General features: G+C 66.0%; 27 protein-coding genes. 11 read left to right on the top strand and 16 right to left on the bottom strand.

Annotated features, from left to right (window positions below; all coding sequences use genetic code 11):
* Positions 1-82: 82 nt before the first annotated feature.
* From aroC to APS40_RS11790, 7 genes are all read right to left on the bottom strand, one after another.
* Positions 83-1,189: a chorismate synthase gene (gene aroC, locus APS40_RS11820; RefSeq protein WP_055047243.1), complete on the bottom strand. Its 1,107-nt coding sequence runs from the start codon at positions 1,187-1,189 to the stop codon at positions 83-85.
* 121 nt (positions 1,190-1,310) lie between these two features.
* Positions 1,311-1,610, bottom strand: coding sequence for a type II toxin-antitoxin system VapC family toxin (locus APS40_RS11815; protein ID WP_442855853.1), 300 nt, complete (start codon positions 1,608-1,610; stop codon positions 1,311-1,313).
* 28 nt (positions 1,611-1,638) lie between these two features.
* Complete coding sequence (locus APS40_RS11810; RefSeq protein ID WP_055047242.1) at positions 1,639-1,902, bottom strand: antitoxin; 264 nt, start codon at positions 1,900-1,902, stop codon at positions 1,639-1,641.
* Between the two features lie 111 nt (positions 1,903-2,013).
* Entirely contained in the window at positions 2,014-2,526 is a 513-nt protein-coding gene (locus tag APS40_RS11805) for a GNAT family N-acetyltransferase (RefSeq protein ID WP_197279482.1), read from the bottom strand.
* Positions 2,523-3,278, bottom strand: a complete 756-nt coding sequence (locus APS40_RS11800) for a hypothetical protein (RefSeq protein ID WP_055047240.1) — start codon at positions 3,276-3,278, stop codon at positions 2,523-2,525. Before APS40_RS11800 ends, APS40_RS11805 begins: the two co-directional genes overlap by 4 nt.
* Positions 3,279-3,287: 9 nt before the next feature.
* A complete protein-coding gene (locus tag APS40_RS11795) occupies positions 3,288-3,917 on the bottom strand; it encodes a histidine phosphatase family protein (RefSeq protein ID WP_055047239.1) in 630 nt (209 codons plus the stop codon).
* Between the two features lie 50 nt (positions 3,918-3,967).
* Positions 3,968-4,780 (bottom strand): enoyl-ACP reductase FabI, encoded by an 813-nt coding sequence (locus tag APS40_RS11790; RefSeq protein WP_055047238.1) that lies wholly within the window; start codon positions 4,778-4,780, stop codon positions 3,968-3,970.
* Positions 4,781-4,889: 109 nt separating this feature from the next.
* Here APS40_RS11790 and APS40_RS11785 point away from each other — a divergent pair, with 109 nt between their 5' ends.
* From APS40_RS11785 to APS40_RS11755, 7 genes are all read left to right on the top strand, one after another.
* Positions 4,890-6,305 (top strand): FAD-binding oxidoreductase, encoded by a 1,416-nt coding sequence (locus tag APS40_RS11785; RefSeq protein ID WP_055047237.1) that lies wholly within the window; start codon positions 4,890-4,892, stop codon positions 6,303-6,305.
* Between the two features lie 58 nt (positions 6,306-6,363).
* Complete coding sequence (locus APS40_RS11780) at positions 6,364-6,921, top strand: hemerythrin domain-containing protein (RefSeq protein ID WP_055047236.1); 558 nt, start codon at positions 6,364-6,366, stop codon at positions 6,919-6,921.
* A gap of 99 nt (positions 6,922-7,020) precedes the next feature.
* Positions 7,021-7,881, top strand: a complete 861-nt coding sequence (locus APS40_RS11775; RefSeq protein ID WP_055049639.1) for a carbohydrate ABC transporter permease — start codon at positions 7,021-7,023, stop codon at positions 7,879-7,881.
* A 1-nt stretch (position 7,882) separates the two neighbouring features.
* Entirely contained in the window at positions 7,883-8,716 is an 834-nt protein-coding gene (locus tag APS40_RS11770) for a carbohydrate ABC transporter permease (RefSeq protein ID WP_055047235.1), read from the top strand.
* A gap of 3 nt (positions 8,717-8,719) precedes the next feature.
* On the top strand, positions 8,720-10,867 hold the full coding sequence (locus APS40_RS11765) for an ADP-ribosylglycohydrolase family protein (RefSeq protein WP_055047234.1): 2,148 nt from the start codon (positions 8,720-8,722) through the stop codon (positions 10,865-10,867).
* Between the two features lie 2 nt (positions 10,868-10,869).
* On the top strand, positions 10,870-11,949 hold the full coding sequence (locus APS40_RS11760) for an ABC transporter ATP-binding protein (protein ID WP_055047233.1): 1,080 nt from the start codon (positions 10,870-10,872) through the stop codon (positions 11,947-11,949).
* A 38-nt stretch (positions 11,950-11,987) separates the two neighbouring features.
* Complete coding sequence (locus APS40_RS11755) at positions 11,988-13,004, top strand: LacI family DNA-binding transcriptional regulator (protein ID WP_055047232.1); 1,017 nt, start codon at positions 11,988-11,990, stop codon at positions 13,002-13,004.
* 167 nt (positions 13,005-13,171) lie between these two features.
* On the opposite strand, the gene APS40_RS11750 is transcribed toward APS40_RS11755, so the two are convergent.
* The 7 genes from APS40_RS11750 to APS40_RS11720 all read right to left on the bottom strand — a co-directional run bounded on the left by APS40_RS11750 (position 13,172) and on the right by APS40_RS11720 (position 21,038).
* The gene (locus APS40_RS11750; protein WP_055047231.1) at positions 13,172-14,089 is read right to left on the bottom strand and encodes a nucleoside phosphorylase; all 918 of its coding nucleotides are present in this window, start codon (positions 14,087-14,089) and stop codon (positions 13,172-13,174) included.
* 68 nt (positions 14,090-14,157) lie between these two features.
* Positions 14,158-16,218: an ADP-ribosylglycohydrolase family protein gene (locus APS40_RS11745; RefSeq protein ID WP_055047230.1), complete on the bottom strand. Its 2,061-nt coding sequence runs from the start codon at positions 16,216-16,218 to the stop codon at positions 14,158-14,160.
* Between the two features lie 3 nt (positions 16,219-16,221).
* The gene (locus APS40_RS11740) at positions 16,222-17,169 is read right to left on the bottom strand and encodes a nucleoside hydrolase (RefSeq protein ID WP_055047229.1); all 948 of its coding nucleotides are present in this window, start codon (positions 17,167-17,169) and stop codon (positions 16,222-16,224) included.
* Positions 17,166-18,089 carry a carbohydrate kinase family protein gene (locus APS40_RS11735; RefSeq protein WP_055047228.1) on the bottom strand — a complete coding sequence of 308 codons (924 nt, stop codon included), beginning with the start codon at positions 18,087-18,089 and terminating at the stop codon, positions 17,166-17,168. Before APS40_RS11735 ends, APS40_RS11740 begins: the two co-directional genes overlap by 4 nt.
* Positions 18,082-18,486, bottom strand: a complete 405-nt coding sequence (locus APS40_RS11730; RefSeq protein ID WP_055047227.1) for a secondary thiamine-phosphate synthase enzyme YjbQ — start codon at positions 18,484-18,486, stop codon at positions 18,082-18,084. The genes APS40_RS11735 and APS40_RS11730 overlap by 8 nt, the downstream gene beginning before the upstream one ends.
* Positions 18,483-19,625, bottom strand: a complete 1,143-nt coding sequence (locus APS40_RS11725; protein ID WP_055047226.1) for an SIS domain-containing protein — start codon at positions 19,623-19,625, stop codon at positions 18,483-18,485. Before APS40_RS11725 ends, APS40_RS11730 begins: the two co-directional genes overlap by 4 nt.
* A gap of 96 nt (positions 19,626-19,721) precedes the next feature.
* Entirely contained in the window at positions 19,722-21,038 is a 1,317-nt protein-coding gene (locus tag APS40_RS11720; RefSeq protein ID WP_055047225.1) for an ABC transporter substrate-binding protein, read from the bottom strand.
* Between the two features lie 157 nt (positions 21,039-21,195).
* On the opposite strand from APS40_RS11720, the gene APS40_RS11715 reads away from it, so the two are divergent.
* The gene (locus APS40_RS11715) at positions 21,196-22,065 is read left to right on the top strand and encodes an ABC transporter substrate-binding protein (protein ID WP_197279481.1); all 870 of its coding nucleotides are present in this window, start codon (positions 21,196-21,198) and stop codon (positions 22,063-22,065) included.
* Positions 22,066-22,088: 23 nt separating this feature from the next.
* On the opposite strand, the gene APS40_RS11710 is transcribed toward APS40_RS11715, so the two are convergent.
* Positions 22,089-22,841, bottom strand: a complete 753-nt coding sequence (locus APS40_RS11710) for an SOS response-associated peptidase (RefSeq protein WP_055047223.1) — start codon at positions 22,839-22,841, stop codon at positions 22,089-22,091.
* Between the two features lie 68 nt (positions 22,842-22,909).
* Between APS40_RS11710 and APS40_RS11705 the strand changes: the two genes are divergently transcribed.
* The 3 genes from APS40_RS11705 (at position 22,910) to APS40_RS11695 (ending at position 24,103) form a co-directional block, all read left to right on the top strand.
* The gene (locus tag APS40_RS11705) at positions 22,910-23,314 is read left to right on the top strand and encodes an NUDIX hydrolase (RefSeq protein WP_055047222.1); all 405 of its coding nucleotides are present in this window, start codon (positions 22,910-22,912) and stop codon (positions 23,312-23,314) included.
* A gap of 32 nt (positions 23,315-23,346) precedes the next feature.
* Positions 23,347-23,718 carry a TIGR02301 family protein gene (locus APS40_RS11700; protein ID WP_055047221.1) on the top strand — a complete coding sequence of 124 codons (372 nt, stop codon included), beginning with the start codon at positions 23,347-23,349 and terminating at the stop codon, positions 23,716-23,718.
* Positions 23,719-23,821: 103 nt separating this feature from the next.
* Positions 23,822-24,103 (top strand): hypothetical protein, encoded by a 282-nt coding sequence (locus APS40_RS11695; RefSeq protein WP_236884244.1) that lies wholly within the window; start codon positions 23,822-23,824, stop codon positions 24,101-24,103.
* A gap of 172 nt (positions 24,104-24,275) precedes the next feature.
* Here the strand turns inward: APS40_RS11695 and APS40_RS11690 are convergent, their stop codons facing one another.
* Positions 24,276-25,598, bottom strand: coding sequence for a dihydroorotase (locus tag APS40_RS11690; protein ID WP_055047219.1), 1,323 nt, complete (start codon positions 25,596-25,598; stop codon positions 24,276-24,278).
* Positions 25,599-25,621: the final 23 nt, after the last annotated feature.

Below are 25,621 nucleotides of genomic sequence, written 5' to 3'. Positions count from 1 at the left end.
GCACTAGCGCGCGGTCTGCGCCGACAATTTTCTCGATCCTAAGTTTCTGCCGCAGCGGGGTGCGGAGCGACGCGGATCGGCCTTAGTAGCCGATGCCGCCTTCGCGCCCGGTCTGGCCGCGGTGGCGCAGGAAATGGTCGGCCAGCACCACTGCCATCATCGCCTCGCCGATCGGCACGGCGCGGATGCCGACGCAGGGATCGTGCCGCCCCTTGGTGATGACTTCGGTGTTCTCGTTGTGCGTGGTCACCGTCTGGCGCGGCGTGATGATCGACGAAGTCGGCTTGACCGCGAAACGGCAGACGATCGGGTCGCCGTTGGAGATGCCGCCGAGGATGCCCCCGGCCTTGTTGGAGGTGAAATACGGCCCGGCATTGCCCGCCCGCATCTCGTCGGCGTTTTCGGTACCGGTGAGTTCGGCTGCCTCGAAGCCGGCGCCGATCTCCACTGCCTTGACCGCATTGATCGACATCATCGCCGAGGCGAGGTCGGCGCTGAGCTTGCCGTAGATCGGCGCACCCCAGCCCGGCGGCACGCCTTCGGCCACCACCTCGATCACCGCACCGACGGAGTTGCCGGCCTTGCGGATGCCGTCGAGGTAAACCTCCCACTCCCTGGCGGCGACGGGATCGGCGCAGAAGAACGGGTTCTGATCCACCTGGGCCCAGTCGAAGCGCGCGTAATCGATCTTGTGCGGCCCAATCTGCACCAGGCTGGCGCGCACCGTGACGTTGGGGATCACCAGCCGCGCCACCGCGCCAGCCGCTACCCGCGCCGCGGTTTCGCGCGCCGAGGCGCGGCCCGAGCCCTTGTAGTCGCGGATGCCGTATTTCTGGTGGTAGGTGAAATCGGCGTGGCCGGGACGGTATTTGTCCTTGATCTCGGAATAGTCCTTGGAGCGCTGGTCGGTGTTCTCGATCATCAGCGAGATCGGCGTGCCGGTGGTCTTCAGCTGGCCGTCGCGCTCATCCTCGAAGGCGCCCGAGAGGATGCGCACCTGGTCGTCCTCGCGCCGCTGCGTGGTGAAGCGCGACTGGCCGGGTTTACGCCGATCAAGATCGCGCTGGATCACCTCGGCCGAGATCGGCAGCCCCGACGGGCAGCCGTCGACCACCACGCCCAGCGCCGGCCCATGGCTTTCGCCCCAGGTGGTGAAACGGAACAGGTGACCGAAAGTATTGAAGCTCATGAAGGTGCCCCCGGGGACTGTGGCGGTTCTAGGGGCAGAGGGCGAGACGGTCAATCGAGCCAGTTCTCGACTTTTAGTCCCGGCACCCGCGAGAACTCGCGGAGATTGGCGGTGACCAGCGTCAGGCCCAATGCAAGCGCATGGGCGGCAATAAAAATATCGTTGGCCCGATTGGTCTTCCGGCGGCCTCCAACACCGCACGAACCTCGGCGTACAACTCTTCGGCTGGATGGTCGAACGGCAGAGCGGGCACAAACGCCGTGAAGTCGGTGATCTTGTTCCAGATCCTGTCCGACCTGACCTTTCTTGCCCCGAACCGCAGCTCGGCGGCCGTCACTATGCTGATGCAAGCCGCGCCCGCCCGGTGCTGCATGAGGCGAGCCGCCGCCCGACCCGCAGGGTTCTTGATCACTTCCGACACGATGTCGTGTCGAGCATGAGTTCGAAGCTCATTCGAGGTCGATGTCACGCAACGGCGGCAGGTCGCTGTCATCAATATCTGGAAAGTCCGGCTCCGGCTCCCAACTCTGCAGCAGCTCGCGTAGTGTGGCTTTAGGGCGTACCGGCTCCAGAATGAGCAGATTGCCTTCCTTGCGGATGGTCGCTTCATTGCCGGGCAGCTCGAACTCTGCCGGGATGCGAACCGCCTGATTGCGACCATTTCGAAACAGGCTGACTTTGCGCACTTGAGACACGGGACACTCTCCTGGCATATGCCGAGACATCTGCCATCCGCTCGCGACTTTCAATCGCTCCACGTTCCCGGGTCATTCCGCCATCGGGCGCCATGTCGCTAACTACGTCGAGGTGACGACTGGAGCTGCCTACGCATCGCCAACCGCCTTGCTCAGCACAACACTGCGATAGTTCGTGTGCTGCCACTGTGCATACTCGATGAAGCGGTAGCCCAGCCGGGTGTACCAGTCGACGAGATGCACGGCTGGCTCTGCCGTGTCGAGCGCCAGTTCCCTCGCGCCGGAGGCGGCGGCGCGCGCTTCGACATGCGCAACAAGCCGGCGGCCGAGGCCGTTGCTCTGCAGGCCCGGCTCGACCGCGAACTGGCCGAACGAGGCGACATTAGGTCGATCATACCAGGGGCTGCCACTGGTGCGGGAGGCGTCACGAAACAGGATGGTGCCGCAGATCACCCCATCGGCAACGGCGACGAAGCACTCGCCTGAGGCGATCCGCTGCTCGGTAATTTCGGCACTCTGGTGCGTCGCCCAGAAGCGCAGGTTCATCGCGGCGAGGCGGGCATAGGCGCGGTGCAGCAGTTCGGTCAGTTCGACCGCCGAGTCCGTTTCGAGCCATGGCCGGATCGAAATGTCGCCCATCATCTCTCATCCGCCGGACGCAGGTAGGGCCGCATCGCCCGCGCCATGTCGCCGGCCATCTCCAAGCGACGGATCCATTGGAGCGGATCGTGGTCGTAACTGTCGGAGGCGGCGCCATACTCCTCGATGGTGCGGTAGCTGAGGCCATGCGCCTCGGCATAGCCGATGCGGTGGCCGCGTTGCTCGGCCAGCAGTGGCCACTCGACATCGTTGGCGATGCTGTCGACCTGGCTTTGGACGACGATATCGGCGGCCGCTGCCCGGTCGATACGGCGCACCGCGAACAGAAGGTCGGCGGCGCGTCCGGTCAACAGCTCATAGGCGCGGTTAACCGGTGTCTCGGTATCGCGCAGCCGCCGCGGCACCGCCGCCATTGCCTCAGCCGTACGGCCGATGATGAGCAGCTGGGCTTCCGGCTGCGCCGACAGCACCGCCTGCATCTCGTCGGCGTCGGCCTCGATCCAGCGCAGCACGTGATCCATGTCGGAGTAGAGCATGCGCTCGGTGTCGCCTTCGAGCGCCAGCGCCACAGCGTTGCGCCGTGCCAGCCCGATGATCGCCTCGCCGGTCGGATGCGAGGCGAGACGGGCACCGAGCGCCTCGCGCAGCACCGTCGCGACACGGGGGTCGGTTGCTTCGGTGAGGCTGGCGGCGAAATCCGCGAACATCCGGCGCAGCGCCGGCGCAGCGGCGCGGATCGGCTCGACGAGCTTGCCTTCGGTATCGTGGATGATGGTGGCGAATGCAATCGACACCGCCGGCCCTCAATCGTCCCAGCTGTGACCGGCCGGGTAGACGACGCTCTTGCCGTCGATGAAATGCACCACCGAATCCTGCGGCGGGAACCAGTTCACTGCGCGCTCGGCCGGGAAATCCTCGATCAGGCGGCGGAGGATACGCAGAATTCCACCATGCGCCACGATGATGGCCGGGCCCTTGAGCGTGTCGGCGGCAAAGCTCTGCACGCGCTGCGCCACATCCTCATAACTCTCGCCCGAGGGCGGGCGGAAATCCCAGAAGCTGGCATCGCGCTCGCCGGCAATCGCCATCTCGCCTGAACTCAGCTCGGTATGCAGCCGGCCTTCGTAGATGCCGAAAGACACTTCGACCAGGCGCTGGTCGAAAGCCACCTCGGGCAGCGGTACGGCAAAGGCCGAGCGCACCCGCTGCATGGTTTCGCGGGTGCGGCCGAGCGGCGAGGCGTGCCAGGTGAACTCGGCCGGGTTGCGTCCGGCGCGCTCGAGGATCTGGACCAGCAGCTTGCCGTTGAGATCGGCCTGACCGCGGCCGATATCGTTGAGCGGGATGTCCTTCGACCCCTGATACCGCCCCTCGGCGTTCCAGTCGGTTTCCCCGTGACGGATGAAGTAGAGTTCGGGCCAGGTGATGGACATAAGGGCGCTCGGAAACAGGCGGGGCCGCCTTGCGGCAGCCCCGGGACAGGTCAGGCGGTGGGCGCGGCGGCGTCGGCTTCATCGTCGACATGCATGCCGATGATGTTGAAGCCGCAATCGACATACTGCACCTGGCCGGTGACGCCGGAGGCGAGGTCGCTGAGCAGGTACAACGCGGCCGAACCGACTTCTTCCTGGGTGACGTTGCGCTTCAGCGGCGCCGCCTTCTCCTGGAAATGCAGCATGGTGCGGAGCCCGGAAATGCCGGAGGCGGCGAGCGTCTTGATGGCGCCGGCCGAGATGGCGTTGACGCGGATGTTCTGCGGGCCGAGGTCATGCGCGAGGTAGCGCACCGAGGCCTCGAGCGCCGCCTTGGCGACGCCCATGACATTGTAGTTCGGCACGTATTTCTCGGCGCCGTAATAGGTCAGGGTCAGCAGCGAGCCACCGGGGTTCAGCATCGCCTCGGCGCGCTTGGCCACGGCGGTGAACGAATAGACCGAGATATTCATGGTCAGCGCAAAATTCTCGGCGCTGGTGTTGATGTAGCGGCCCTCGAGCTCTTCCTTGTTGGAAAAGCCGATAGCGTGGACGAGGAAATCCATCGTCCCCCACTTGTCCTTGAGCACCCGGAAGGTCTCGTCCATCGCGGCGTCGTTCGACACGTCGCACTCGACCAGCGTGGTGACGCCGATCTCGGTGGCGAGCGGCTCGACGCGCTTCTTCAGCGCTTCGCCCTGGTAGGAGAAAGCGATCTCGGCCCCTTGGTCGGCAAGGGCCTTGGCGATGCCCCAGGCGATCGAGCGGTTGTTCGCCACGCCCATGATCAGGCCCTTCTTGCCGGCCATCAGACCCTGCGCCATCGTCGTGCTCCCGTAAGCAATGTCTCGTTGGCGCCGCTTGTCGCATAGCGACCGGTAGCGGGCAAGTTCGCCCTTGCGCCATGCCGGCCCGGGGCTATCTTCCCCCGCCATGACCACGCTGACGCCCAAAGACATTGCCCGCGCCCTCAAACCCCTGGTCGGCGAAGGCGGCGCGCTGCTCACCGATATCGCGGAGATGACGAGCTACCTCACGGAACCTCGCAAACGCTTCCATGTACCGGCAGTGGCGGTGGCGTTGCCGGGGAGCGTTGCGGCGCTGCAGGCGATCTGCCGCTGGGCCAACCAGCATCGGGTGCCGCTGGTGCCGCAGAGCGGCAATACCGGGCTGGTCGGCGGGCAGGTGCCGCTCGGCGGCAACGAAGTGATCGTCAACCTTTCCCGCATCAACCGGGTGCGCGAGGTCAATGCGGCGGCCGGGCACATGACGGTGGAAGCCGGGTTGATCCTCGAGGAAGCGCACAGGGTGGCGGAAGCGGCCGGCGCCATCTTCCCGCTGTGGCTGGCCTCACAGGGCTCGGCCCGGATCGGTGGCGTCCTGAGCTCCAATGCCGGCGGCGTGCAGGTGCTGGCCTATGGCAATGCCAGGGAGCTGACGCTCGGGGTCGAGGCCGTGCTGGCGGATGGCCGGCTCTATAACGGGCTCAATGCGCTGAAGAAGGACAATACCGGCTACGACCTCAAAGACCTGCTGGTGGGCGCCGAGGGCACGCTCGGGTTCATCACCGCGGCGACGGTCAAGCTGTTCCCGATCCCCCAAGCGCAGGAGACCGCGCTGATCAATGTCGCCGACCCCGGCGTGGCGCTCGAGCTGTTCTACCTGCTGCGCGAACGGGCCGGCTCGCGGCTCACCGCGTTCGAGCTGATGAACCGGTTCGGCGTCGACCTGCAGTTGAAATACGGGTTGTTGCCGCGTGACCCGACGGCCAGCCTGTCGCCCTGGTATGTGCTCGCCGAAGTGAACCGGATGAAGGGCGGCGCGCCCGGAGCGCTGCAGGCGGCGCTCGAAGAGGCGCTCGGTTCGGGCCTTGTCGCCGATGCCGTGGTGGCGGAATCGGAGGCCGATCGCACGCTGATGTGGGCGGCGCGGGAACAGATGAGCGAGGTGCAATCGAAGGAGGGCGCCTCGATCAAGCACGATGTCTCGGTGCCGATCGGCGCCGTGCCACAACTGATCGCCGAGGGCAGCGCCGCAGTGGAGCGCGCCATTCCCGGCGTGCGCCCCTGCCCGTTCGGCCATATGGGCGACGGCAATATCCATTTCAACTTCAGCCAGCCCGCCGGCGCCGACCCGAAGGCGTTCATGGCGCGCGAGGCCGATGCCAACGCAGCGGTCTACGCCGTGGTGCGGAAGCTCGGCGGTTCAGTGTCGGCCGAGCACGGCATCGGGCAGCTGAAGTCGGGCTTGCTGCGGCAGGTGAAGGATCCGGTGGCGCTCGAGATGATGCAGGCGATCAAGGCAGCGCTCGACCCCAACTGCATCCTCAATCCGGGCAAGGTGCTTTAGCCCGGTCACCCAGAAGTGCCTTGTTGACGCCTTGGGCCAGGCGTCCCATCTGACGGGCATGCTGCTCGATATCGGATTTCTCGACGACGCCACCCGGCCCCAGCCCATCAAGCTCGAAGGCCTGACCGAGGCGCAGCGCGCGCCAGGGCTGCACCTCAGGGAGGTGCACGATCACCTGCGCGACAACATGAAGACACTGGCCGTGCTGATCGAGCGCGCCGCGGCCGGCGAGGTCGACCCGCAAGCCGCGACCGACGAGGCCGCCACCCTCGCCATGGTGGCCAACTACCGGCGCTTCGGGAACCTCTGCGGCCAGCACTGCAACATCGTCAACGTGCATCACTCGATCGAGGACGAGGCGATCTTCCCGGCCATCGCCTCGCAGGGCGCCGGCTTCAAGGCGATCGCCGACCGGCTGCGCGCCGAGCATGTGGTGGTGCACGAGCTGCTGGTCCGCCTGATCGATGCACTGGGCGAGCTGGCGCTGGAGCCCGGCCCCAGCCGCTTCGCCGATACGCTCGAGATCTATCACGCCCTCGAGCGCGTGTTGCTCAGCCACCTCGGCTACGAGGAAGAGGCAATCGGTGACGCCCTGGGTTACTTCGAGCTGTTCTAGCGCCCATTGCAGGTGGAATATAGCACCGCAAGCTCACTTGACATCGCTACATTAAACGTTTCACTAATTGACAACGGAGGGTTGCGGACGTTGAAGCCGTTGTCACAGAGAGCCTATCACGTGCTGTTCGTCACGCCGGCCCTGCTGCTCAGCGTGGCCATCGTGTTGCTGCCGGCGCTGCTGACCTTCGGCGCGTCGTTCTCCCGCTGGGACGGCGTCTCCGCTCCCAGCTTTATCGGACTCGACAACTTTGAGGCGCTGTTCGCCGACAACGTGTTCTGGGCGGCGATCACCAACAATATCCAGTGGGCGCTGATCTTCCTCACTATCCCGATGGCCATTGCCCTCGTCGCGGCATCGCTGCTGCTGAGCCGGCGCAAATCCGGTGCGGTCTACCAGGTGATCTTCCTGTTGCCCTATGTGCTCGCCCCGGTGGCCAACGCGGTGATCTGGCAGAATATCATCCTGTCACCGGTTTCGGGCCTCTTGGGGTTCGTCTCCAAGAATTTCATCCCGATGTCGAGCCCGCTGACCGAGCCGTCGACCGCGCTCTATGCGGTGGCCGGCGTCGATATCTGGCATTTCTGGGGCTATCTCACCGTGGTGTTCTTCGCCGCCATGCGGCAGACGCCGGAGGAGCAGCTCGAGGCGGCGTTCCTTGAGGGCGCCAATGGCTGGCAGGTGTTCTGGAACGTGACGTTGCCGAACATCCTGCCCACGCTGGGGCTGATGCTGGTGCTGGTCACGATCTTCTCGTTCCTCACCTTCGATTACATCTACCTGATCACTCAGGGTGGGCCGGCGCGCGCCACCGAGATGCTCTCGACCTATGCCTACAAGTTCGCCTTCACCAGCTTCCAGGTCGGCAAGGCGGCAGCGGTGGCTTTGGTGATGAGCTTTTTCGGGCTCATCGCATCGATCGTCTATGTGCGCATGAGCCGCGCCAGCCTCGAGGCCTGACATGCAGACCAGCGCATCCCCGGTTTCACGCACGCTCGCCAACGTCTTCCTCATCGGCGCGGTGCTGGTGGCGCTGCTGCCGCTGGGGCTGGTGGCGCTCAACGCCTTCAAGCCGCATACGGCGATCGTCGCCAACCCGCTGAGCCTGCCCGAAAGCTTCAGCCTCGACAACTTCGTCCGGGCCTGGAACGGCGGCAAGTTTTCGATCGGCATCGTCAACTCGCTGCTCCTGAGCGGCACCACGACGCTGATCACGCTGGCCTTTGCATCGCTCGCCGCCTTCGCCCTGGCGCGGCGCAAGATCCCCGGCTGGCAGCTGATCACCATCTACTTCCTCTGCGCGACGACGGTACCGATCCAGCTGTTCCTGTTCCCGCTCTACTTCGTCTACGCCAAGCTGGGGATCGTGGGGAATTTCGCTGCGACGTCGCTGATCCTCGCCGCCATCAACCTGCCGATCTCGATCTTTTTGTTGCGCGCCTACGTCATCTCGATCCCGCACGATGTCGACGATGCCGCATTTATGGATGGGGCCAATCCGCTGCAGACGTTCCTGCACGTCATCCTGCCGCTGATGCGCCCGGGCCTGATCACCGTGGCAATCATCGTGTTCCTCAATTCCTGGAACGAGTTCCTGATCACCTCGACCTTCCAGAAGGGGCGATCGAACATCACCATGACGCTGGGCTACCTGTCGATGAACGGCACCTACGCCACCGACCAGGGCGCGCTGATGGCCGGTGCCTTCATCCTGGTCGCCCCGATCATCGTCTTCTTCCTGCTGCTGCAGCGCTTCTTCATCTCCGGCATGACCTCCGGCGCCGTCAAAGGATAGTCCATGAACGTCCGTGTCTCCCCCACCCCGCTCACCGCCGTCGCCGAAAGGACCTATGCGGGCGTCCTCGGCAAGCTGATCGGCGTCTATCTCGGGCGTGCGGTCGAAGGCTGGACCTACGAGGCCATTCGCGACACCTTCGGGGAAGTCGAAGACTATGTGAACCATCGGGTGAACTGGCCGCTGATCGTCCCCGACGACGATATCTCGGGCACGTTCCTGTTCTATCGGGCGCTCGAGGATAACGGCTTTCCCGCCGACATCTCCGCCAAGGCGATCGGTGACACCTGGCTCAATTACATCGTCGAGGACAAGACGGTGCTCTGGTGGGGCGGTCTCGGCCGCTCGACCGAGCACACGGCCTATCTCCGACTCAAGCACGGCATCGCCGCCCCGGCCAGCGGTTCGATCGCCATGAACGGCAAGGGCATGGCCGAGCAGATCGGCGCCGAGATCTTCATCGACACCTGGTCGATGGTGAACCCGTCCGACCCCGACCGGGCGGCGGCCATGGCTCGCGCCGCGGGCTCGGTGAGCCATGACGGCGTGGCAGTGGAAGCGGCGTGTCTGCTCGCCGCCATGCAGGCGGCGGCCTATGACGAGCGCGATATCGACAAGCTGCTCGACCTCGGCCTTCGCTACTCGCGGAGCAACGAGCTCAACGGCGTCATCGCCGATGTGCGCGAGCAGTGCGCCAAGGCGGGCGACGACTGGCGCGCCGTGCGCCACTGGCTGGGCGCCAACCACGGTTATGAACGCTACCCGGGCAACTGTCCGATGGTGCCCAACCACGCGCTGCTGATCGCCTCGTTCCTGCTGGGTGGCGACGACTTCCAGAAGGGGCTCAAGATTGCCGTCTCCTCGGGCTGGGACACCGATTGCAACGCCGGCAACCTTGGCGCCCTGAACGGCATCCGCCTGGGGCTCGCGGGCCTCGAGACCGGTCCTGACTTTCGCGGGCCGGTAGCGGACCTGATGTATGTGGTGGGCGCCGATGGCGGCGAATGCGTCACCGATGCGGTGATCGAGACCCGCCGCGTGCTGCGCAGCGCCGCGCAGCTCAAGGGTGAAAGCTACGCCGCACCGGCAAGCCGCTTCGCCTTCGAGTTTCCGGGCGCCGTGCAGGGCTTTGCCCGCTGCCCGCTGCACCAGGGACGCCAGGCGATCACCCGCGTCGGCAACCTCAACACGTCAAGCGCAGCCAACGGGCTGGAGCTGAGCTTCGAGGGGTTGGCAGCGGGGGTGACCGGAGCAGTTTCGGTGCCCACCTTCATAGACCCCAAGCCGCGCGGCGTGTCGGACACCTCGTATTTCGAGGTGATCGCCAGCCCGACGCTCTACGCCACGCAGACCGTCACCGGCACCATCCGCGGCTTCGAGGCGGTCAACCCGATGGCACGCTTCTTCATCCACTATTTCGACGAGACCGATCAGCTCGCCCGCCTCGACGGCGAGTGGATCGAGATCGCCGAGGGCGACAACCCGGTCGCCTTCAAGGTTCCCGACACGGGTGGGCGGCCGATCCATCGGCTGGGCATCGAACTCTCGGCCGCGCACCGGCTGTCGGGCCGGATCGCCATCATCTCGCTCGACTGGACCGGGGCGCCGGAGAATCTGACGTTCGGAAGCTCGAAGGAGCTGACACCGCGTCTCACGCCCTGGGACACCACGACGTTCTGGACCAAGCAGTTCGTGTCGTCGGCCAAGCACTGGGCGACCGACATCTACAACACCTTCACCCTGTCGCATCCCGACAGCAACGGCGTGATCACCTTCGGCACGCGCGACTGGACCGACTATGCCATCGCGTCGGAACTGGTGATCGAGCTGCATGAGATGGCGGGACTGGTGGTGCGCGCCCGCGGCCACCGCCGCTACTATGCGGGTGTGGTGCATGACGGCAAGTCATCGATCGTCCGCCGGCGGGACGCAGAGCTCGACATCCTCGCTTCGGTGCCGTTCGACTTCGTGCCAAACAGCCGACAACGGTTCGAGGTCAGCGCCGTGGGAGACCGGATCAGCCTCACGATCAATGGCAAGCCGATCGTCGAGGCGGTGGATGCGTCCTACCTATCGGGGGGCGCAGGGTTCCTCATCGAAGGCGGAACGGTGCCGGCCCTCGGGCTCAGCGTTCGCCGGATCGGAGGCTGACCATGGCTGGCCTGACGCTCAGATCCGTTCGCAAGAATTTCGGGGAAGCCGACATCATCAAATCCGTCGACCTCGACGTGGAGCACGGCGAGTTCGTGGTGTTCGTCGGCCCTTCCGGCTGCGGCAAGTCGACCCTGCTGCGCATGCTGGCGGGACTCGAAAATATCACTGAAGGAAGCATCGCTATCGACGGACGCGACGTCACCGGAATGCTGCCGCTCGAGCGCGGCGTCGCCATGGTGTTCCAGTCCTACGCGCTCTATCCGCATATGAGCGTCGAGGACAATATCGGCTTCGGCCTCAAGATCGCGCATGTGCCCAGGCCGGAACGGCAGCAGCGGGTGCTCGAAGCGGCACGGGTGCTGCAGCTCGAGCCCTATCTGAAGCGCAAACCCAAGGCGCTGAGCGGCGGCCAGCGCCAGCGCGTCGCCATCGGTCGCGCTATCGTCAAGAGCCCGAAGATCTTCCTGTTCGACGAGCCGCTGTCCAACCTCGATGCGGAACTGCGCGTGCAGATGCGGCTCGAGATCGCTGCGCTGCATCAGCGGCTGGGCGCCACCATGATCTACGTGACGCACGACCAGGTCGAGGCGATGACGCTGGCGGACAAGATCGTGGTGCTGCGCGCGGGCCGGATCGAGCAGGTCGGGCGGCCGATCGACCTCTACGAGAATCCCGACAATCTGTTCGTCGCCGGCTTTATCGGCTCGCCCAAGATGAACTTCATTGCCGCGACCGTCTCGTCGGTGGCAGACGGCAAAGCGACGATCGCCGCACCGACGCTGGGCCAGGCAGGCCTGACCGTGCCGCTGCGGCGCGACGGTGCCAAGGCTGGCGACGAGGTGACGCTCGGCTTTCGTCCGGAGCACACGGAGCTGGCGGAGGATGGCAGCTTCGCCGGCACGGTGCAGGTGGTGGAGCAGTTGGGCAGCGTCTCCTACGTCTATGCCCGTGCCGAGGGCGGCGCGCCGGTGACCATCGAACAGCGGCGGTTGAGCGGGCTCCGGCCCGGGGAGACCCTGAGGTTCGGGCTCGAGACCGACCGGCTTTTCCTGTTCGACAAGGCCGGCGAACGACTCTAGGACTGGCTGGGGGCAGGAAATTGGGGCGCCCGCCGACAATGAGAAAGTCAGCGACGATCCGCGACGTGGCGCGGGAGGCCAAGGTCTCCATCGCGGCGGTGTCGTATGCCCTCAACGGCGGCGGCACGATCGGCGAAGAGGTCCGTGCCCGGGTGCGCGAAGTGGCGCAGCGGCTCGGCTATCGTCCCAACCGCTCGGCACAGGCGGTGCGCACCGGCAAGAGCATGACGCTGGGCCTGGTGCTTCCCGACCTCAACAACCCCTATTACCCGGCGCTGGCGCAGAGCTTCGAACGGGCCGCGCGGCAGGCCGGCTACACCGTGGTGCTGATCGACACCTCGGGCCATGCCGACGAAGAGGTGCAGGGGATCCGGCGGCTCGAGCAGCATGGCGTCGAGGGGGTGGTCTGGTGCCAGACGGCGGGACCCGACGAGGTGGTCAGCTCGGACTATTCGGTGCCCATCGTGGTGATTGGCACACCCAGCCTCAGCGTCGACAACGTCACCACCAAGGACTACGAGGGCGGCCAGTTGCTGGCGCGGCACCTGGTCGACATGGGGCACACCCGTATCGGCATGTTGACGGCGGCGAGCGTGCTCCCCAGCAAGGACGATCGGCGCCTCGGCTTCATTGAGGCGCTGGCCGGGCACGCCACCGTGATGTGGGAGGAAAAGGCGCCGTTTGCCATCGACCTGCCCGAACGCATCCGCGCCGCCCTGGAGCGTCGGGACGTCAGCGCGGTGATGTGCGGCAACGACCTGATCGCGGTCGGCGTGCTACGCGCCGCCCGCCAGCTCGGCATCCATGTCCCCACCGATCTGTCGGTCGTCGGCTTCGACGACATCCCCTGGGCCTCGATCGTCGAGCCGGAACTGACGACAGTGCGCCAGCCGGTCTCGGAGATGGCGGCCGTGGCGCTCACCCTGCTGCTCGACCGGATCGCCGAGCCGACCCGAGCGGTGCGCCATTTCAAGGTCGGGGTCGAGCTGATCAAGCGCCAGAGCGTCGCCGCGGCCCCGGTTTCCTGGGGCTGGCGCAAGATCGGGCGGAGCTAGCTAGCAGACACTCCGGCGCCCTGCGGGCTGACCCCCACCCCTGCCCCCCGCAAGGGGGAGGGAGACCCTCACACCGGCATCTCAGTTTACGTCTCCCTCCCCCTTACGGGAGGGATCAAGGGTGGGGGTCCATAGCCACCGGTCCCGCGGGGTGGGCCGCGAACTGCTCAGCACCCCATCGAAGGCAGCCAGTATTTCTTGCCGCCGGCAGTGCGCTTCCTGTCCATCCGATCGAGAAGGGCGCAGCCCTTGAGCGCCACGTCGATGGCTTTGGCGTGACCGGCGCCGTGGCTGAATTCGGCATTGGTGATGACATTGTCGGCCACCGAACACACCGAACCACCGCGGAAGCCGTAGAGCGCCGCGAGCGTGACCACCGCCGCCGATTCCCGGTCGCCGTTGAGCACGCCGGCGCGGTTATAGGTCGCCAGCATTTCGATGTTCCACGGCTGCAGGTAGCCGCCGACGCCGGGCCGGCCGACGCCGGCGAAATCGCTGTCGACCGACAGGGTGACGCCGACGTGATAGTCGGCGCCGAGCTCATCTGCCGCCTGGGCCATGGCGGCCACCACTTCATAATGGCTGGCGGCCGGGAAGGCGCGATCGACATAGGCGCGGGTCATGCCTTCCTCGCGCACCACACCCGAGGAAACGACGATGTCGCCCGGCTTCACATCGGTGCCGATGCCGCCGGAGCCGCCGACGCGCAGGTACGTGTGAGCCTTGGAGAACTCCATGAAATCATAGAGCAGCAGTTCGGCCTCCGACGAGCCGCTGCCACCCGAGACGACGGTGATCCTCGCCCCCTCATAGGTGCCCGATATCGACGTGAACATACCGGACTCACCGATCAGCTCAGCCCCCTCGAGGTACTGTCCGATATGGGCGGTCGGATCGCCGGCATAGGCGATCAGCGGATCACGCACCGTCACCAGGACGAAGTCGCCGACCTTGTCGGGGTCGATGCGGGTCATGGCCGGGCGGCCTTCCACCATCAGGCCGCGATGCGGCACGTTGTTCCAGTACGTGTAACGCTCGTGGATCTGCTTTAGGGCGGCGCGGCGCGCCACCTCGTCGCGTGACATGGGGTAACTCCTTCAAACAGGGGAAGCCGGCGCCAGGCGTCGGCTCCAGGACTGCTGGCGCGCCCTGACTAGTGCACAGCGTGAACGAGGAAACCATCGGCGACGATGGTCCCCTTCTCGACGATGAAGCCGGCGCTGCCGCTGCTGAAGGTGGCGTCGGTGGCCTCGCCGGCCGGGCGGCCATCGACCACCAGACTCAGCCGGTCGCCGGCCACGGTCAGTTTGAGGTCGCGCTTGCCTTCGGCGCCGACCTCTACCGGAACGCGCGACAGCACCTCAACCTCATCGTCATAACGCCTGATGATCAGCGCCTCGCGGCCGCGCAGCATGCCGGCATAATAGCGGCGATGACCGCGAGCCCGGGCCACCAAGCCGGCGCCGTCATTGATCGAGTAGTCGAGGGAACTGGCGACCGAGTAATTGTCCCAGTCGCGGCTGCCGGTGGTGGCGACGCCGTTCTCGTATGGATGCGAGAAGCACAGCGTGTACTTGAAATCCGGTGCGAAGTGCTTGGCCGAACTGACCCAGGCGCGGGTCCAGAACGGGGTGAGGTTCCAGATCGATTTGACCAGCATGCCCTTGGTCTCATAGGCGACCGGCGCGCCGGACCAGTCGACGGATCTGACCGTAACGGTGCCATCGAAGCGACTGTCGGAACCGAACTCGAGGCCAAGCCGGTAGAGCGGCAGGCCATTGGTGTCGGGCACCGTCCAGCTGAGATCGCCGGCTTCGGACCATTCTCCCTCGATGCGCTGCACGGCATCGTCGCGATCATAGATCAAGGCGTAGAGGCGCGCGTTCACGCCGGCCGGCCGATCGAGCCGGGCGGTCACGGTCTGTCCCGGATAGAGCGTCGGGCTCGCCACCATGGCAAAGCTCGACTGCGCTGCGAACGGTTCGACGAAGACCGGCGTCGACACCGAACCGGTGACGCCGAGCGACAGGCCGCTGAGCTCGACCGCCAGCCCCGAACCTGCATTGCCGAGCCGGAGCGCGGCCTGCCGGCCGACATGGCGCGGGCAGAGCGCAAAGCCCTGCGTCGCGCCGGGATAGTCGAAGCCATATTTCGGCCGGGCGGCAGGAGCCGGCTCATCGTTGAGCGCATTGGCCGCCGCGACGATGCCGCGGGTCTGCTGCACCGCGTCGGTGATGCCGGCGGCGCCGTCGGCGGTGACCACATACATGAAGTCGCTGACCGGGCCGCGCAGGTCGGGCCCCTGGTTGAGGGCGGCAAGCCCGAGCCGCACACCGTTGAGGCAGCCGACATTGCCGGCATTGCAGTCGGTGTCCCAACCGGCAGTGGTGGCGATTTTCAGCGAGCGGCCGAAATCATCACCGGCCATCATCAGGGCCATCAGCACGATGGCGTGGTTGGGGATCATGTGGCACGGCCCGTCATAATGGGCGTAGCCGTGGTTGCCGGCGATCCAGGCGCGCACCTCGTGCCAGTCGTCGGTCTTGGCGCATTGGTTGCGCAACTGCTCGACCAGGCTCAGCAGCTGGTTGTTGCTGACGTAGCGGAGCCCGGCGTCGAGCAGCTTGTCGACGCTCCGCTCCGAGAACGCCATCGCCTCCATGGTGCCGAGCAGCACGGCCGCATCGAGCGCCACGCCGTCATGGCTGACAGAGGCGGCGGCACGCACCATCTGGGCCGCCCGATCCGGATCGTCGGGGTTGGCCAGCGCAAAGGCGTCCATGAAGATCTGGGCGCCGATCTGCGCCGGGATCCACGGGCCGTTGAGCTGGTGCGAACCGGTGAGCGGCGCCTTGATGCCGTTCTTCAGATGCAGGTATGCCGTGTGCTCGGTGGAGCGCCCGAGGCCGCCCCACCACAGGATGGTCTTCTCCTCGATGATGTAGTTGAGCCAGGTCTTGCCGACGGTGTGCGGATCGAGGTGCTTGGGGTAGCCGTTGTCCTCGAGCGCCCGGAAGAAGGCGAAGGTGCCAGAGATATCGTCGTCGGGCAGCATGATCGGCAGGTTCATTCTGCCATTTACGAAGTAATCCACCTCGCCATGCGTCTCGATGATCCGCTCATATGACCAGCCCTCGACCGGCCGGCCGTGATAGACGCCGAGGATCTTGCCAAGGACGCCGGCGTAGATCTTTTCTTCGGTCGCGCGGTCCATCGGTTACTCCAGCACCAGCGTCATCACCAGGTCGAGGAAGCGCCGATAGTCGGCGCTCGAGGCGACCTCGATCTCTGGCAGGTGGGCCCAGCCGTGATGATGGCGGAAGTCGGCGACGGTCTGCCCCAGCGTCAGCTCCCCCTTGGTCTCGACCCCGACCCGCGCCCGGGTGGTGCCGATCAGGCTCTCGTCGATCACCGCTGCCACGGCCATCGAGTCGATCAGCACGCAATAGGATTCGAACCCACGGCCCTGGACGAACCGGACCATCTTCTCGACGATATTGGCTTCGGGCCGGGCCGAGGCCTTGAGCGTCGCCAGTTGCTCCTCGGTGAAATTGATGTCGAAATGCGTCGCGACATCGAGGCCGACGGCCCGCACCGGCACACCGGACTCGAACACCAGCCGCGCCGCCTCGGGATCGACGAAGACGTTCCACTCGCTCTGCGGCGTGTCGCCGGTGGCGTTGGCGAAAGCATACTTGTTGAGCCCGAAGGAGCCGGCGATCGCCACCACCTCCTTGACCAACGGTACTATGTCCGGCTCCTTCATGAAGGCCATGGCGAGGTTGGTCAGCGGCCCCAGGGTAATGACCGTCACCTCGCCGGGATTGGCCCGCACCATGTCGATGATCTGATCGACGCCGTGCTTGCCGCTCGGCTTCGTCGTCGGCTCGGGCAGGTGGGTTTCGGCCTGGCCGTCGGAGCCGTGCGAGAACGGATCCTTGGCCAGAGGCCGCGCCAGCGGCTTGCCCATGCCACGCGCCACCGGAATGTCGCTACGCTTGAGCAGTTCGACGGTCTTGAGCGCGTTCCGGGTCGTCACCTCGATCGGGTAGTTGCCGGCCACTGAGGAAATGCCGAGCAGTTGCACTGCCTTGGATTTGATCGCCAGGATGATGGCGAGGGTATCGTCCATCCCCGGGTCGGTATCGATCAGGATCTTCTTCATGCGGTCTGCTCCAGCATAGTCATGAGTTCGGCAACGAGGGCGGCAGCCGTCGCGCGCGTCGTGGCGGACCCCGCTTCGGGGGGGCCGTATTGTGAGATGGCGAGGCGCGCCGCCACGGTGCCCATGGCCCCGGCGCGCACCGGGTCGAGGCCTTGCGCCAGCCCCACCAGGGCTGCGCCGCCATAGGCATTGCCGCCGCCGGTGACGTCGACCGGCGCAACCGGCAGGCTGGGCACGAAGCGGGCCGCTCCGCGGGTGATGACGAAGCTGCCGCGCGCACCGGCCCTGAGGAACACCGTGCCGGTGCCGATGGCAGCGAGCCGGGCGATCAGCGTTGCTTCCTCGGCGGCGCCGTAGATCAGCGCCGCCTCCTCGAGGTTGATCGACAGCGCTTCGACCTGGCGGGCCAGTTGCTCGATCCGAGCGAGGTTCTCGGGCAGGCACGCGTCGAGCGCGATTTCCCACATGGTGAGGGGGCGATGGGCGGCGAGCAGCGGCAGGGTTTCAGCCCAGAACGTTGGGTCGAGATTGCGGAAGATGAAAAGGCTGCGGGCCCCAGCAATCACCCTGGCGATGTCGCCGGCGGTCGGCTCGATCCGCCGGAAGTGATCGGCGCCATAGACCGGCGCCTCGGTGCGGGTGCGCTCGTCGATATAGCGCATGATGTTGCGCGGCGCGTGGTCGTCAGCGAAGCGCAAGCCACGTGTCGACAGGCCGTTGCGATCGAGCCAGGGACCGAAGGTCAGCGGCAGGTCGCGGCCGGTGCCGGTAACCAGCACCGCATCGTCGCCGAACAGCGTCGCCCCGGCCAGCGCGTAAAGGCCCGCACCGCCCGGGATGTCGTCGCGCCGGGTGCCGTCGGCATAGACGATATTGTCCATGAGGACGGCGCCGACGATGATGTCGGCAGCGTCAGCCATGGCACTTCACGAAGAACTGGCGCTGTCGCGGCCCGTCGAACTCGTTGAAGAAGATCCCCTGCGAGTGGCCGAGCAGCGGCGCCCCGTCGACGATGATCAGCGTCAGGCTGACCCCGACCAGCACCGATTTGACGTGCCCGGCGGCATCCTGCGGGGTGTCGAACTGGTGCTTGAAGTCGATGCGTGTCGGCACCAGGCGGTTGATGTCGTCGTGCACGTCCTCGAGCCCCTTGGGGTCCCAGAACGAGCTGATCGACAGGCCGGCGGTGGTGTGCGGCACGAACACCACGCACAATCCGTCGCGGATGCCGGAGGCAGCGACGGCCTCGCGCACGGTGACGGTGATCTCGTAGGCCGCGTTCGCTACGGTCGAGAGCTTGTGGTTGGAAAGGCTCATTTGCCCGGCTCCCAGATAGCGCTCTGCTGCACGGTGGCGGCGGTGCGGCTATCGTCCCATGGTGCCTTGCCGCCGCGGCCATACTCGGCGCCGTCCAGGGCGCTGAGATGGGCGGCGAGCAATGCCGGGGCGATGCTGGTGAAGAGCGGCGACCAGCGTTCAGCGATCGCCGGAACGGCGAGGACGGCATGGCCGAGACGCTGCACCAGCTCGGCGGCCTCGCCGCCGCCAACCACCACGAGGCTGCGGCCAAGCTTATGCATATAGGCGATCAGCTCGACCGCCCGACCCTGGGTGGGGCTGTTGGCCGGCACCACCAGAACTGTCGCGATCCGGGTGGGCGCGTTGTCGAAATAGTTGAGGTGCGTCCACTCCTCGAGGTCGCGCGCCAGCGCATGGCGGCCCGAGGCTTCGAGCAGTTTGGCGGCGCCATACTCGGCGACGGCAAAGTTGGGACCGCCGCCGACGAATTCCACCAGCTGCCCGCCGGAGATCGCGGCGGCCACCTCCAGCGCCGGCGCGTCGAGGTCGGCGACCACGCCCTCCAGCCTCGCCAGCAGCGACTTGAGTTCGGCACGCAGGGCCTGTGCCTCGTCCATGGTGATCGCCAGCTTCACTTCGCCGAAGCGGATGGCAAGCAGCTCAAGGCCGAGGACGGCGAACAGATACGGGCCGACCCCTGGGGCGTTCGGCAGCTCGGGCACCGGCAGAAGCAGCGTGCGATCGGCAATGCCGGCCAGCCGACCAGCCTCGTTTTTGGTGACGGCCAGCACTTTGGCGCCGGCGCCGCGCCACAGCGTCGCCGCTTCGGCGACTCGCGCGGCAGCGCCGGAATTGGAGAGCGCCACCAGCAGCGTGGTCTCGAGCTCGCGGCGCGGAAAGTGCTGCGACTGGTAGCGCCCTGCCTCGAGCGGCGAGCGCACTTCGGCGGCAACCTGGGCGTCGATCCAGAAGGCGAGCTCGGCGGCCTTGGCGGCGAACCAGGAATCGCCGCTGCCGGTAAGCACGACGCGCTGGGTGCGGTAGATATCGGGGGTTTCGACGGCGAGCCGGGCATTCAGCTCCAGCGCGTCAAAGCCCTCGAGCAGGGCGCCCGGCGTGGCAAAGACCTGCTCGCGCATCGGATTGGACAGTTCCACAACAGACCTCTTGATCATCGATCTCCCGCCGCCACAGGCCGGGAGGAGGACGCGGACGACCGGGGAGGATGGCCGTCCGCGTCGGAGCCAAGCCAACTAGAGGGACGGCTTGGGGAGTTCCTGCACCAGACCTTGCGCCTTCTCGTCGGCGTAGGTGGTCTCGGCCTTCTTCAGCATGTCGGCGACGCTCATCTTGTCGAGCCAGACGCTCTCGATGTCTTCGAACATCACCTGGCTGGTGGCCGGCGGGAAGAAGGTGCCGATCTTGAAGCCGAAGGTACCCTTGTCGACGGCGGCGGTCATGTCGGCCATCGCGTTGAGGAACGACGCCGTCAGACCCGTCGCCGCGGGATCAGTCGGGAACTGCTTGAGCGGAATGCCCCAGTAGCCCGGCCAGACCTTGGCCATCTCGGCCGCGAACTCGGGCGAGAAGATGCGGTCGAGCACCAGGGCGGCGCCGTCCTTGACCTTGGAATTGGCGTTGATCGACAGGGTAAAGGCTACGCCCATGTCGTAGATCGGGTAGGGCTGGCTGGCGTCGAGCTGCGGGATCGGCGCAAAGGCGAAATCACCGGCCGTTGCGTCCTTGAAGTAGTTGGTGGCCCATTGGAAGCCGATCGAGGGGGCAAAGAAGAAGGGCGACTTCTTCTGGCTGACCAGCGAGATCGACTCGTCGAAATTGAGCGAGAAGTAGTCCTTGCCGCCGAGATAGCCGGCCTTGAACCAGCGCGCCGACTCCTCGATCGCCTTCTGCATCTCGGGCGAGTCCCAGCCCTTGCCGGTCGACAGGATGTCGTAGAACTTGTTCGGTCCGACGATGTTGTTGATGAAGATCGAGGCGTAGTTCTCGTTGACCGGCTGCCAGCCCTTGTTGCCGGTGACCGAGGCGTAGAGCCCGTCGGCCTGCGCGGCCTTCATGATGGTCTCGGCTTCCTCGAGGGTCTTGGGCACGGCCCAGCCTTTTTCCGCGAGCAGCGCCTTGTTGTAGAACATGCCGTCGGAAATCAGCGATGGGGGCATGCAGTAGAGGTGACCGAGCTGCTGGCAGGTGTCGAGCACCGGCTTCAGCAGCTTGTCGTTCCAGCCGAACTTTTCAGCATAGCCCTCGAGCGGCTCGAGCACGCCGGCCTTGGCCAGCGGCGCGATGTAGGACGGGCCGGAGGTGTAGACGAGATCCGGTCCCTCGCCGGCCAGCACCGAGACGCGGACGTTGTTGTCCACGTCGTTATTGTAATCCATCTGCAGTTCATACTGGTCCTGCGAGGCGTTGAACGGCTCGACCAGCACCTTCTCAAAGGCTTCCTGCAGGTTGGGCGGCGCGCCCCAGAACCACAACGTGACCGGCTCCCTGGCCAGGGCGTTGGACGATACAGCGATCAGCACAGACGCTGCGGCGACGGCGACTTTCCACATGACGTATTCCCCTGTTGATGCCGGCGGGCCGGCACTCTCCCGAGACCTCGCTACGATCCCCGCTTGAGGTCCTGGTCGATATTAGTTAAACGTTTCATGTCGACCGTCAAGCGAGAATCTGTCCAACTGTCATGCCATCGGACTCGGAGGGAACGTGGTGAGAAAGCTCGTCGTCCAGCAGTCGTGGATCAACGATTCCGAGTTCATCGGCTATTTCGTCGCTGCAGCAGAAGGCTTCTATGCAGCCGCCGGTCTGGATGTTGCGCACCTTGCCGGCCATGCCGGCCTGACGCCCGAGCACAAGCTGCTCGACGGCGCCGTCGATATCGCGCTGAGCGCCCCGGAATCGGTGGCGGCGACGATCCGCGACAGCGGCGCGCGGCTCTGCATCATCGGGGCGCAGTTCCAGCAGAGCCCGCTCGGCATCGTCAGCCGGGCCGACGAGCCGGTGCGCAGCCTGAGCGAGCTCAGGGGCCGCACGCTGTCAGTGCCGGACATGAACCGGACAATGGTCGAGGAATTGCTGGCGCATGCCGGAGTGCAGCCCGGCGACGTGACCATCGTGCCCTACAGTCACGACCCGCAGCCGCTGATCGAGAAGCGAATTGCCGGACTGGTCGATTTCGTCGTCGATCCGCAATACCGGCTGCGGCTCGCCGGGGTCGAACCCCATGCAACGCTGCTGTTCGAACACGGCGCGCCGCTGCCCAACAATCTTGCGGTGGTGACCGAGGCAACCCTGACCGAACGCCGCGACGAGCTTATCAACTGGCTGCACGCCTCGCGGCGCGGCTGGCGCAAAAACTACCTCGATCCGGCTTTCTATCCGGCGCAGCTGCGCGGCAACCCGCTGGTCGAGAGCCGGACGCTGGAGCACGAGGTCTATGCCAATACAGCGTTTCGGCCCCTGGTCGAGACACCTGACGGGATCATGTCGATGAGCGACACGCTCATCTACGGCGTCGTGTCCTATCTTGAGCGCGTCGGACTGCCGGTGCAGCGAAGCCTGTTCACGCCGCTGATCTAGTGCTCGCCCTGGGAGCGGCCCCACTAGAACAGGTCCAACTGCCCGCCACCGCCGGCCACGGCCTTCTTCTTCGGCTTTGCCGCCTGAGCCTCGACCTCCGCCTGCTCCGGGGTGATCGGGCGGATCAACTCCGGCCCATCGGCGTCGGCGCGGCCCACCGCCTTGCTCACCGGGTGGTATTTCAGCGAGCCCGGCGGCAGCGGCAGGGCGAGTTGCGTGGCCGCCTTGACGTCGAAGTCGCGGGTGTTGAGCCACATGTCGACGGCATCGCCGGTCAGCATCGCCGGCATCCGGTCATAGACCGAACTGATCTCGAGATTGGGCTCAACCGTGACGATGCAGGCCGTATCCACCTCCTCGCCGTCGGGCCCGGACCAGGTCGAATAGAGACCGGCAAACACCATGGGAGTATCGTCCGCCATGGTGATGTAGTAGGGCTGGCGCTTGCCGTCGGGCCCTTTCATCCACTCGTAATAGCCCGAGGCGGGCACGATGCAGCGCGAGTGGCGCACCGCGTCGCGGAACGACGGCTTTTCCGCCATGGTCTCGGCCCGGGCGTTGATCAGCAGCGAGAACTCACGCGGGTCCTTCACCCAGCCGGGCACGAACCCCCAGCGCACCAGCTGGATGGTGCGGCGCCCCGCCTGCTCCCACACTACCGCGATCGGCTGCGTCGGGGTGATGTTGTAGCGCGGCGGAAAATCGATCTGGTTGAGCAGGTTGAACAGCTCGACCATCATTTCCGGCGGCAGGGTTGTCGCGTAGCGACCGCACATTTGACGGCTCCTTGATCCGGCTTAGTTAGGCGCTTGCACCGACGAGGACAAACCACAATCATCTGGTTATGCCCGAGTCCACACAGTCGCCCAATGCCGCCAGCGTCGCCCTGATCGATCGCGACAAGGTGCTGCTGATCCAGCGCGCCCGGAAACCGTATTTCGGCATGTGGAGCCTGCCCGGCGGGCGGCTCGAGCCGGGCGAAACGCCCGAGCGGGCGGCCGAACGCGAGATCAGGGAAGAGATCGGGCTCAGCGTCTGGCGGCTGCACCCGATCCGCCGGATGTTCCTCGGCGAGGGTCGCTTCGTGCTGCAGGTCTATGCCACCGAAGCGTTCGAGGGCGAGATCGTCGCCTCCGACGAGGTCAGCGCCTGGCGCTGGGTGCGCGCCGACGAGATCGGCGGCATGCACACAACGCCGGACCTCGGCGCGGTGGTGGCCGGCGCCTTCCGGGTGTTCGATCGCAGTTGAGGCAGGCGGGCGTTTCACTTAAGGATCAGGGCATGCGCCTCCGCCCGCTTTGCTTCGTCCTGATCACCCTGCTGCTGACGGCAGGGCCGGCGCGCGCCATCGATCCGCCCTACCAGGCCGAGATGGAGCGGCTCTCCGAAATCCTGGGAAGCCTCTACTTCCTCTATCCGCTGTGCAAGCCGGGCGCCGGTTCGGACTGGCGTGGCGAGATGGCCGACCTGATCGCGCTGGACGAGCCCGACGACGACCGCAAGCAGAGGCTAACCGGCGCTTTCAACTCCGGCTACGAGGCCTATGCGCGGCTCTATCGGGTGTGCACGGTGTCGGCGCAACAGGCGATGTCACGCCTGCTGGTCGAGGCCGAGAAGACGGCGCGCGAAATTCACTCGCGCTACGCCGAGTAAGCCCGCCCCGGTTTTGCCGGGTTAACAATAATTGCAGAGTGCATATTAACCTTTTGGAGACGGATGGGGCGCGCTTGCCGCCTGGTCGTGCTAGGGGCGAGTCATGAAACTCTCCAAAACCCTCCGGGGCGACAGTGGCAACATGGAGCGTCTCGCCGAGGCGGAGCGCGAAGAGCGCCAGGTGGCGCTCGAGTATATTGCCGAAGCCTGGAACACGGCCGAAGACGACGGCATCGCCACCGAGGCGCTGGCGCATGCCTCGCTGTTCGCCGCCATTACCTCGCTGGTCGAGCACCATGGGGAAACGGCTATCGCCGAGCTGATCGCCACCCTGCCCGACCGCATCCAGTCCGGCGAATACAGCCTCAGCCGCTCGCTGCAGTAGAGTGTCTCGGACACGACGGGGCTTGCGCCCAGTGTGTGGGATGTCCCGGTGCCAGCACCCCGATGGTATCGCGCCGACGCGCGAACGACGCTCCGCAAGTCTCCCACACTCGGTGGGCTCGACCGTAGGCAGCCGAGCGCCCCAGGCCGCGGGATGACGCCAGTGGTAAGCGCTACAGCGCTTCCAGAAAGCGCATCGGCTGGCCGATGCTCGGGGTCACCAGTTCCCCCTGCCACATCACGGTATTGCCGCGCACGATCGTGCCCACCGGCCAGCCGGTGACCGTCACCCCGTCATAGGGGGTCCAGCCGGCGCGGCTCTTCACCCAGGCGTTGGTGATGGTCTCGCGCCGCTTCAGATCGACCACCGTCAGGTCTGCATCATAACCCACCGCGATGCGGCCCTTGTTGGCGATGCCGAATAGCCGGTTGGGGCCGTGGCTCGACATGTCGACGAAGCGCTCGAGGCTCATGCGGCCGGCGTTGATATGGTCGAGCATGATCGGCACCAGGGTCTGCACCCCGGTCATCCCCGAATGCGACAGCGGGTAGGGATGGTCTTTTTCCTCGCGCGTATGCGGCGCGTGGTCGGAGCCGAGCACGTCGGCGACGCCGTTATGGACGCCGGCCCAGATACCTTCGCGATGCGTCTTGTCCCGCACCGGCGGGTTCATCTGCGCATAGGTGCCGAGACGGGTATAGGCCGTCTCGTCCAGCGTCAGGTGGTGCGGGGTCACTTCGACACTCGCCACATCCTTGTGGGCGGCGAGGAACACCATCTCCTCGGCGGTCGAGATATGGAGGATGTGGACGCGCTTGCCGGTCTTGCGCGCCAGCGCCACCAGCCGCCGGGTCGAGAGCATCGCGGCCTCCGGGTCGCGCCACACCGGATGCGAACTGGGGTCGCCAGGCACGCGCAAGGTTTTGCGCTCTTCGAGCCGATACTCATCCTCGGAGTGGAAGGCGGCGCGGCGGGAGATCGCGGTCAAGATCGCCTCGACCCCGTCGTCGTCGGGGACCAGCAGCGAGCCGGTGGACGAGCCCATGAACACCTTGACGCCGGCGCAGCCGGGAAGGCGCTCGAGTTCGGGCAGTTGCGCCACGTTGTCGTGGGTGCCGCCGATATAGAAGGCGAAGTCGCAATGCATGCGCCGGGTGCCCAGCCGGATCTTTTCCTCGAAGGTCTCGCGCGTCGTGGTCAGCGGGTTGGTGTTGGGCATTTCGAACACGCCGGTGACGCCACCCATCACCGCCGAGAGCGAGCCCGATTCGAGATCCTCCTTGTGCGTCAGCCCGGGCTCGCGGAAATGCACCTGGGTGTCGATGACGCCCGGCAGCACGTGCAGCCCGGTGCAATCGACGATTTCGGCGGCCGAAGCGGCGCCCAGGTCGCCCAGCGCCACGATGCGCCCGTCGCTGACCGCGATATCGGTCCGGTGCACCCCGTCGTGGTTCACCACCGTGCCGTTCTTGAAGATCGTCTCGTACTGCGCCATGTCTCTAGTCCGCCTGCCTTTCG

It is taken from the genome of Devosia sp. A16 (assembly GCF_001402915.1).
Classification (GTDB): domain Bacteria; phylum Pseudomonadota; class Alphaproteobacteria; order Rhizobiales; family Devosiaceae; genus Devosia_A.
Note: the sequence above shows the minus strand (reverse complement) of the source record. Positions and strands in the feature narration are given on the sequence as shown.

What these genes read in the sequence shown, in the direction of transcription:
- aroC (WP_055047243.1), bottom strand. Translation starts at nt 1,189, where the DNA reads ATGAGCTTCAATACTTTCGGTCACCTGTTCCGTTTCACCACCTGGGGC.
- APS40_RS11810 (WP_055047242.1), bottom strand. Translation starts at nt 1,902, where the DNA reads ATGCCAGGAGAGTGTCCCGTGTCTCAAGTGCGCAAAGTCAGCCTGTTT.
- APS40_RS11805 (WP_197279482.1), bottom strand. Translation starts at nt 2,526, where the DNA reads ATGATGGGCGACATTTCGATCCGGCCATGGCTCGAAACGGACTCGGCG.
- APS40_RS11795 (WP_055047239.1), bottom strand. Translation starts at nt 3,917, where the DNA reads ATGTCCATCACCTGGCCCGAACTCTACTTCATCCGTCACGGGGAAACC.
- APS40_RS11790 (WP_055047238.1), bottom strand. Translation starts at nt 4,780, where the DNA reads ATGGCGCAGGGTCTGATGGCCGGCAAGAAGGGCCTGATCATGGGCGTG.
- APS40_RS11785 (WP_055047237.1), top strand. Translation starts at nt 4,890, where the DNA reads ATGACCACGCTGACGCCCAAAGACATTGCCCGCGCCCTCAAACCCCTG.
- APS40_RS11780 (WP_055047236.1), top strand. Translation starts at nt 6,364, where the DNA reads ATGCTGCTCGATATCGGATTTCTCGACGACGCCACCCGGCCCCAGCCC.
- APS40_RS11770 (WP_055047235.1), top strand. Translation starts at nt 7,883, where the DNA reads ATGCAGACCAGCGCATCCCCGGTTTCACGCACGCTCGCCAACGTCTTC.
- APS40_RS11765 (WP_055047234.1), top strand. Translation starts at nt 8,720, where the DNA reads ATGAACGTCCGTGTCTCCCCCACCCCGCTCACCGCCGTCGCCGAAAGG.
- APS40_RS11760 (WP_055047233.1), top strand. Translation starts at nt 10,870, where the DNA reads ATGGCTGGCCTGACGCTCAGATCCGTTCGCAAGAATTTCGGGGAAGCC.
- APS40_RS11755 (WP_055047232.1), top strand. Translation starts at nt 11,988, where the DNA reads ATGAGAAAGTCAGCGACGATCCGCGACGTGGCGCGGGAGGCCAAGGTC.
- APS40_RS11750 (WP_055047231.1), bottom strand. Translation starts at nt 14,089, where the DNA reads ATGTCACGCGACGAGGTGGCGCGCCGCGCCGCCCTAAAGCAGATCCAC.
- APS40_RS11745 (WP_055047230.1), bottom strand. Translation starts at nt 16,218, where the DNA reads ATGGACCGCGCGACCGAAGAAAAGATCTACGCCGGCGTCCTTGGCAAG.
- APS40_RS11740 (WP_055047229.1), bottom strand. Translation starts at nt 17,169, where the DNA reads ATGAAGAAGATCCTGATCGATACCGACCCGGGGATGGACGATACCCTC.
- APS40_RS11735 (WP_055047228.1), bottom strand. Translation starts at nt 18,089, where the DNA reads ATGGCTGACGCTGCCGACATCATCGTCGGCGCCGTCCTCATGGACAAT.
- APS40_RS11730 (WP_055047227.1), bottom strand. Translation starts at nt 18,486, where the DNA reads ATGAGCCTTTCCAACCACAAGCTCTCGACCGTAGCGAACGCGGCCTAC.
- APS40_RS11720 (WP_055047225.1), bottom strand. Translation starts at nt 21,038, where the DNA reads ATGTGGAAAGTCGCCGTCGCCGCAGCGTCTGTGCTGATCGCTGTATCG.
- APS40_RS11710 (WP_055047223.1), bottom strand. Translation starts at nt 22,841, where the DNA reads ATGTGCGGTCGCTACGCGACAACCCTGCCGCCGGAAATGATGGTCGAG.
- APS40_RS11705 (WP_055047222.1), top strand. Translation starts at nt 22,910, where the DNA reads ATGCCCGAGTCCACACAGTCGCCCAATGCCGCCAGCGTCGCCCTGATC.
- APS40_RS11700 (WP_055047221.1), top strand. Translation starts at nt 23,347, where the DNA reads ATGCGCCTCCGCCCGCTTTGCTTCGTCCTGATCACCCTGCTGCTGACG.
- APS40_RS11695 (WP_236884244.1), top strand. Translation starts at nt 23,822, where the DNA reads ATGAAACTCTCCAAAACCCTCCGGGGCGACAGTGGCAACATGGAGCGT.
- APS40_RS11690 (WP_055047219.1), bottom strand. Translation starts at nt 25,598, where the DNA reads ATGGCGCAGTACGAGACGATCTTCAAGAACGGCACGGTGGTGAACCAC.